Genomic DNA, 7,919 nt, shown 5'->3' with positions numbered 1-7,919 from the left:
AAAAAATGGTCAACCAGAAATATCTGGTGACCTTATAATACGATCGAGGTAGGTTAGCATTACACGACATAAAAAAAATATATGGAGGTGTAGTTATGTGGGTAATATTTGGGGTTATTGCAATAGTAACAACTTTTATAAATCTTTATATGTATAAATCAGGAAAAGATTATAAGTTCGCTATGGCGATGGCATTATCATTTACAGCATTAACAATTTGTGCAGATTACAGTTATCTAACTCGGTGGGTAAAAGCAGAAGATTGGGCGGCTTTATCGGATGTAATACCTGGTATGGCAAGGGCATTTTGGTTTTTGACGATTGTTTCTATCTTACTAAATATAGCACCTATATTTTTAGAACGAAAACGTAAGAAATAATGACTTATTGTGTAAGTCTTTATGTATAACTAACGGAGTGCTATCTTCAACAAAATGCTACTATAAAAAAAGCTCAAAGCATTATGGCTCCGGCTTTTTTGCGTCTAATTTTACTGCTGAAGCGTCGGCTAATCCAACTGCGAATTACCTTGCGAAAAGCATCACTAAATCGAATTTTGTCCTTCAAAACCGAACCCGTTAGCTTTCTAAAGGGCGTTAATTTTTTGGTCCTTAAATAAAGGGCAAAATAACTTATTTTTTTAATAAGCTTAAGGCAATGGTGCCAATAAGAGGCCTAATATCTGCGGATCTTTTCTGTGCAATTCGGAGCATAGTGCTAACCTTTTGTATTTCATCGTTACTTAATTTCTCCAATATCCATTCCACTAATTCTTCTGCTTCAATTGAATATTTTAAGGTAGGAACATTAATTTTTTTTAGTGGCTTTATTTGATTGATAAGAAATTGCCTTTGTAATTTATCTAAACAAAAAGTTCTAGCTGATTTCTCTGTGTTCGAGATACGATTAGAAATTGCTTGTTGGTTCAGCAATCCTTTTCCTCCTCACTTCGATTTCGAATTTTTTCCATTGTACTACTATGATTTGATTTCCGCGAATTCACAAGAATTAATGATAACAATTTTGGGACAATTGGTATATAATAGAATTATATTTTCTTAAATTTTTTTACTTAACCCATGCGGGATAAGTATTTCTGAATGAATGCACTTTATTAAAAGTGATTGACTTTAAAAACTGCTCAAGTAGCAGCTATGTCGATTGTTTTTAATAGAGTGTATTTTTTTATGCTCTTAAAACAACCATTACTTTTTAAGGAGGAAAAAAGTATGACTAACGAATTATCTATTTTTGATTTAGGGGTGGAACCAGTGGAAGAAAAAAAGGTTGAAGAGAAGAAGAACACTTCAGCCAGTAAAGGATTAGCTACTGCTAAAACACCTGTTCAACCAAAGGAAGAAATAAAGGTAACTGAGGAATGGTCTATTCATTTTGCAACGGAACATTTTGTTGTTTCTGATTTTGTGGAGGAAATCCCAGAGGAAGGGATTTCTTTAGAAGAGCTTCGAGTGGAGCTGGAGAAAAACTATTTTCAATTTACAGCCACTAGAACGAAGTGGGATGTCGGTGCGACACGTTGCCTTATAAGCTTTTAATTAAGCGAAATAGGCGATCCTTGTCAGCAACTTTAAAGGATTAACTTGCATTTCGAAGTTGGGAATGAAAGTCGTCATGTTGAACTGAAACCAACTGCCTAATACTCCTACATGCAATATAATCGGTAAATTATATTGTGTGAAGCTAGGTAAAGTCGGCTGAATCTAACCTAAACCTTATAGGCATGGTTAGGGATAGGTCGGGGCTCTATAAAATACTCATGGTGAGAATGTTTCTTTGATAGGAAACTGACGAATCTGCGAATGTACACGTCTAGACCCATAACGACTAGAAATAGTCGTCATGCTTAATGGCATGGTGAAATACCGAAAAGTAAGATTCGACGTTATGAAATTCGGAATAACCAACAATGAGGTTATAATTTCACAGGCGTATAGCCAGACACCTAAAAGTATATGTACAGATAGAAATGCAGGAACGTGGAAAGTAATGGACTTCATTTAAAGTATTTACCGATACGAAGGTTGCTATAAGGTTTCGGCCGAAGTGCATTTACCATTGCGAGAGCGGGGACACAGTACCGTTGAAATCATAGAAATATGATGGAGGGATAGTCCCTAGTCTATATTACTTTATGGTAGGAAATTACAAAGTAAATCCCACCTTTCAGGTAAGAAGGTGAGTTGGTATTAGTCCTAATAAGTAATAAGGAGTGATACTGCACCAGTGGGAACAAAGAGACCAGTAACTTATTACGACTTTGGGAATACTCAGAACGAGTTGTTCCGAAAAAGTTGTGATGGGAAAAAGTTTGAAAATCTGTACGAAATCATAATCTCAGAGGAAAATATACTACTGGCTTATAGATTGGTCAAATCCAATTCAGGTGCTAGGACCTCCGGAGCGGATAAAAAGACCATCGAGGACATAGCTAAAATGGATAAAGAGCATTTTGTCAATCATATAAGAGCAAACCTAGAAAATTACAAACCTAAAGCGGTCAAACGAGTCTGGATACCCAAAGCTGATGGAAATAGCAAAAGACCACTAGGAATACCAAGTATTATCGATAGGATAATTCAACAAATGTTCCTAAATGTGCTTGAGCCTATCTGTGAAGCGAGGTTCCATAAACACTCTTACGGTTTTAGACCCAACCGTTCCACACATCACGCTGTAGCTAGGGTGCAACACCTTATCAATAGAGGCAAACAATATTACACAGTTGATATTGATATTAAAGGCTTCTTTGATAATGTGAACCACTCACTCTTACTAAAACAAATGTGGCAAATCGGTATAAAGGACAAAAGAGTAATCGCCATCGTAAGTAAAATGCTGAAAGCCCCTATAAAAGGTGAAGGTATTCCTACCAAAGGAGTACCACAAGGAGGTATATTATCTCCTTTGCTTGCTAACATTGTACTTAATGAGCTAGATTGGTGGATCTCTGACCAATGGGAAACCTTTCAAACTCGTCACAGCTACACACAAAGGCATCATTATTATGCCCTAAAAACCAGCTCTAATCTTAAACCAGGTTATCTCATTAGATATGCTGATGACTTTAGGATAATGACCGACAGTTATGAACATGCTGTCAGATGGTTCCATGCTGTGAGCGATTTTCTTAAACATAGATTGAAACTGGATATTTCCGAAGAAAAATCCAAGATTATCAATCTTAAAAAGAAATTTACTAGGTTTCTAGGTTTTAAACTTAAAGCCGCTGCCAAAGGTAGTAAATGGGTTTGCCATTCTTACATTGACGATAAGAAGAAAGAACAAATCATCAACACATTAAGAGAAAGAATTTACAAAATACAGAGATATTCGAACGCTCAAAGTGCTACTGCATATAATTCAGTGGTACTTGGGGTTCAAAATTACTTCCGTTATGCAACACATGTAAGCAAAAGCCTAAAAGAAATACACCATAAAATTAGAATTACGATGAATAACAGGTTACAAAGATGTGCCCAGTATGATTATCCGACGGGTTTATCCAAGTCAGATACCTACACTAAATTTTATTCCACATCTTACAAAACCTACAAAGTAATGGGAGTCTATCTATACCCCATAAGTCTAGGTAGGACGAAGAATAACCGCTGTTATTCACAAAACGTAAATATCTATGAAGATGGAATAGGCTATTCTTGGGACACTGAATTAGTCAAACTTATGAAATCTAAGTTGCCAAACCGCTCTGTTGAATACACGGACAATAGGCTGTCCAAGTTTTCAATGCAGAAAGGTCTATGTGCAGTATCGGGTTTACCCCTTACACACGGCTTAGTACACTGTCATCACAAAACTCCGGCTAGTTTAGGCGGTACTGATAGGTTTGATAATTTAGTGGTTATCCATAAAGACATACACAAGCTCATACATGCTGTTAATGAGGAAGTCATCAATAAAACTCTAAGTAAATTCAATCTCTCTGAGAAGCAGATTATTAAACTAAACCAACTAAGGACACTTTGTAAACTCGAAGTAATCCCTATGTAAAGGTATAGATGGAACGCCGTATGCGGTGAAAGTCGCACGTACGGTGTGAAGTGGGGGAAAAGATGGCGATAACTTCAAAATCTTACCTATCACTATATAAGGAAAATAAAAGACTTTTTCCAGATGCATTAGGAGCTGCAAAGGGGGCATTTTAATGTCCCTTGTTTCTTATTTTTGGAGAGTGACTGAATATTTTAGCCAGAGTGATAAAAGAGGAATTTCCTATATTGGTGCAGCTGATGGACAGATATATGAAGTGAGAGAGTCAATGATAGGAAAAATGGTGGCAAAGCCTCCTGCAATTCCTTCATTAGATAACTTAACGGAAAGTTTTTCATTCAGGCTTCCTAAGATTCCAGGTCATATCTTTAATCAGATGTATTCTTTTTTCAAAGACTTCTGCTTAAGATCCGACGTGGAGGTTATGCTGCAGTTATATTTTGATACTGAAACGAAACGATATTTTTTAGAATGTCCGGTTCAGCATGTATCAAAGGTAAAAGTTCATGCTGAACTCGATCCTAAATATTTGGGGAGGAATTCGCTTCGCTTTATTCAAGTGGCCCAAGTACATTCACACAATTCCATGAGTGCTTATTTTAGTGCCACTGATAATCAGGATGAGAAAGCCTTTATGCTTTATGGGGTGTTTGGATTGCTAAATACAGATACGCCACAAGCTAAGTTTCGAGTGAAAGGCAATGACACTGAGCTTGCTATCCCAATTGATCAGATTTTTGAATCTGGCGCTTTAGTGGAGGTACCATATCCTGCTGAATGGGAAACAAGAGTGAAATATCAATGATGGAAGAAGGGAGGAACTCTCTTCTTCTTTTTTAAGGAGGAATTATCATAATGGGTTTAAAGTTGTTTAAAGAGAGTAATGTAAAGCCTCACTATTTCATCGTACAGGTGGGTGCAGGAGCAAATGGCAGCCACTTTATTCGTTCTCTCTGCCAAGATATTGCTACATATGGTGTCCAACATACGTTCTCTTATCATCAAGTTGGTCCTTTCGAATATACCATGTATGTTTGTGATGCTGATGAAGTTGAAAAGAAAAATCTTAAGAATCAGCTTTTTGATGAGGAGGATGTAGGTTCATTTAAAGTAGATGCTTTAAGAGAAAGATATTCGGAACATTATAATGTCCCGTTTTCTTCAGTCCCTCAGTATGTGACGGACTTGGAGTTCTTTCAAAAGTTATTTACTTTCCCTAAAGAAAATAAGCGGATTATTCCAGTATTAATAGGGATGGTTGATAATAATCGAAGCCGGCAGCTGATGGATGAGTTCTTTCACAGCAATTATTTAGATGATCTTATCTATATTGACGCGGGAGTAGAGGGTGTATATGTTGTTCCAGGAAAAGAGGAACGCCAATATAGTCAATTGGAAAAACAAATTGCGGCCAACTCAGGTTTTAGCGGTCAGATCGTGGTGGGTTACAAAAGGAACGGCCAAGTATTCTTACCGCCAGTTGGAAGGGTTTTTGAGGATATCTTGACGGATGAAGAAACGGCTTTTCCTGGTCAATCATGCGGGGAAGCAATCATCAATAATCCTCAAAGATGTGCGACAAATAAATTTGCCGCTCAAATTGCAAATAATATCATGAACACGCTGTTTCATACCAATGAAATTGGGATTCATGCTGTAGATTTCAATGCAAAAATGTGTGGGGCCAACCCTACTTATGTCTCAAAGGACATTCAGAGAGAATATAACGCTTTAATTCAAAAATAAAAACTTTTTAAGGAGAGATTAGAATGGCACATTTAGCTTTATATCGAAAGTATCGTCCAAAAGGTTTTGATCACCTAATTGGTCAGGACCATATCAAGAAGACTTTACTAAACGCATTAAATCAGGACTCAATTTCACATGCTTATGTTTTCTCTGGTCCCCGAGGTACTGGTAAAACCAGCTCAGCTAAGTTATTTGCGAAAGCGGTTAACTGTACCAGTGGAGTAAATGGAGAGCCTTGTGGTGCATGTGATATATGCTCTGATAATAATCCCGATATTATTGAAATTGATGCCGCTTCAAACAATGGAGTGGATGAAATTCGAGAACTAAGGGATAAAATCGGCTATACACCTGTATATGGAAAATACAAGGTTTATATTATTGATGAAGTACACATGCTTACGATTGGAGCTTTTAATGCATTATTGAAGACTCTTGAAGAACCTCCAAAGCATGCTATCTTCATTCTTGCTACAACAGAACCTCATAAAATCCCATTAACTATTCTTTCACGATGTCAGCGTTTTGACTTTAAACGGATCACGGATAAAGCGATAATGGACAGAATGAAATATATAGTGAAAGAAGAAAACGTTGAGGTTGATGAACAGGCTCTGGAAATCCTAGCAAGAGTTGCTCAAGGTGGGATGCGGGATGCGTTAAGTATGCTTGACCAAGCAATCTCCCATTCTGATGGAAAGGTAACTGCAGCTGATGTGATTGACTTAACTGGGTCTGTCGATATAGGAATGATTGGAGAAATGGTTAATGCAATTGAACAAAAGAATATTTCAGTTGTATTGGATCTATTAGATAAAACCATCGAAACGGGTAAGGAGCCCAAGTTTTTGTTAGAAGATCTATTAGCCTATTACCGGGACATCCTTGTATATCGCAGGGTGGGGGAAAAGGCGAACTTAACAAAAGCGTTGACAGACCAATCGTTCAAAGGAATTGCACGCTCGGTTAATGTAGGAAGGGTATATGGCATTATTGAAATCCTTTCGAAATGCCAGTCTCAAATAAAGTTCAGCGGCCAAGATAAAGTTATTCTCGAGGTAGCGTTAATTAAGGCAGCTGCAGATAATCCACTTGATGAGTTGGAATCCTTGAAACAGGAAGTAGAAAATCTAATGAGGATGCTGGCAAGTGGTCAATTCTCAGTAATGGCTGAAGAAGTAGCAGTTGCTAATGCAGTGGACAACAAACCAGAACAAAAAATTGAGTCTCAGAAAATGACTGCTAAATTGGATGAACCAATCCCAGTTGAGGATGAAGTTGAAGCTTTTGTCCGGCAAATGGACGGGGAAAGCGTTAGCTGCCCATCCAAAGAAGAGTTCAAGCCGTCAAATCTTGAGAAAGAAATCATGGAACTTTCTGGTGAATTAGAAGTTCAAGGGGAACAGGAGAATCAAGTGGAAGAAACCACTGTTTCTGACACTGCAGATGAAACTATTGAAGCAGATATAGATCCATTGGATCTACTTTCAATAATTGAAAATGATTTGAACGGTATGGATGAAAAATCCTCCATGGAGCAAGATTCTGTACTTCTGCAGGAGAATTCAAAACAGGAAGAAGACAATTTTAACCTGAATACTAATGAGGGACCAGCTCCATTCTTTGACCAATTTAAAAAAGATATGGAAGAAGGTGCTGAATATATTCAGGTGATTGATGACGATAACTTAACATCTGACGAATTAGTTCCTCCTGAAGATCTAATTGACTTACCAGAGACACAACCGGAGGAAAGAACCGTTACAGAATCTCCAAAGCTAAAAAAGGTTTTAGGTATCTGTTCAGTTGCAAAGAAAGAGTATAGAGAACAGTATAACCAAAATCACGAAGAGATCCTGTCAACATTGAAGGCAGAGCGTATGCAGGTAATGGCTCTATATAGAGAGGCCACTGTGCGTGCAATTAGTGCACAACACATAGTAGTCACAATGCCCACAAAGGCAAAAGTAAAACTGCTTGAAAAAGTAATGAACAGAAGTATTGTTCAAAGTGTTATAGAAGAAGTGTTAGGATTATCATTAGAGCTTATCGTAATTGATGAAGAAGAATGGAATCTTATTAAAAAAGAGTTTAAGAAGTAGCACAATAAATTTCATCTAAATCGATTAAGGAATGATTCA

The 7,919-nt window shown here is 37.3% G+C and carries 7 protein-coding genes; 6 read left to right on the top strand and 1 reads right to left on the bottom strand.

The features are described 5' to 3' along the window. Positions 1 to 95 precede the first annotated feature (95 nt). On the top strand, positions 96 to 380 hold the full coding sequence (locus tag PBF_RS22335; protein ID WP_035332933.1) for a hypothetical protein: 285 nt from the start codon (positions 96 to 98) through the stop codon (positions 378 to 380). A gap of 252 nt (positions 381 to 632) precedes the next feature. On the opposite strand, the gene PBF_RS22330 is transcribed toward PBF_RS22335, so the two are convergent. After that, positions 633 to 932: a hypothetical protein gene (locus PBF_RS22330; RefSeq protein WP_035332925.1), complete on the bottom strand. Its 300-nt coding sequence runs from the start codon at positions 930 to 932 to the stop codon at positions 633 to 635. Positions 933 to 1,229: 297 nt separating this feature from the next. Between PBF_RS22330 and PBF_RS22325 the strand changes: the two genes are divergently transcribed. The 5 genes from PBF_RS22325 (at position 1,230) to dnaX (ending at position 7,880) form a co-directional block, all read left to right on the top strand. Next, positions 1,230 to 1,556 carry a hypothetical protein gene (locus tag PBF_RS22325; protein WP_035332923.1) on the top strand — a complete coding sequence of 109 codons (327 nt, stop codon included), beginning with the start codon at positions 1,230 to 1,232 and terminating at the stop codon, positions 1,554 to 1,556. A 688-nt stretch (positions 1,557 to 2,244) separates the two neighbouring features. Next, complete coding sequence (ltrA, locus tag PBF_RS22320; protein WP_035332922.1) at positions 2,245 to 4,029, top strand: group II intron reverse transcriptase/maturase; 1,785 nt, start codon at positions 2,245 to 2,247, stop codon at positions 4,027 to 4,029. A 181-nt stretch (positions 4,030 to 4,210) separates the two neighbouring features. After that, a complete protein-coding gene (locus PBF_RS22315) occupies positions 4,211 to 4,834 on the top strand; it encodes a hypothetical protein (protein ID WP_152539727.1) in 624 nt (207 codons plus the stop codon). A gap of 50 nt (positions 4,835 to 4,884) precedes the next feature. Further along, positions 4,885 to 5,775, top strand: coding sequence for a ThiF family adenylyltransferase (locus PBF_RS25060; protein ID WP_051488992.1), 891 nt, complete (start codon positions 4,885 to 4,887; stop codon positions 5,773 to 5,775). Between the two features lie 23 nt (positions 5,776 to 5,798). After that, positions 5,799 to 7,880, top strand: a complete 2,082-nt coding sequence (gene dnaX / locus PBF_RS25055) for a DNA polymerase III subunit gamma/tau (protein ID WP_051488991.1) — start codon at positions 5,799 to 5,801, stop codon at positions 7,878 to 7,880. Positions 7,881 to 7,919 lie beyond the last annotated feature (39 nt).

This window comes from Cytobacillus firmus DS1 (assembly GCF_000565285.1).
GTDB lineage: Bacteria > Bacillota > Bacilli > Bacillales > Cytobacillaceae > Cytobacillus > Cytobacillus firmus_A.
This window is presented reverse-complemented; position numbering and strand designations above follow the sequence as displayed.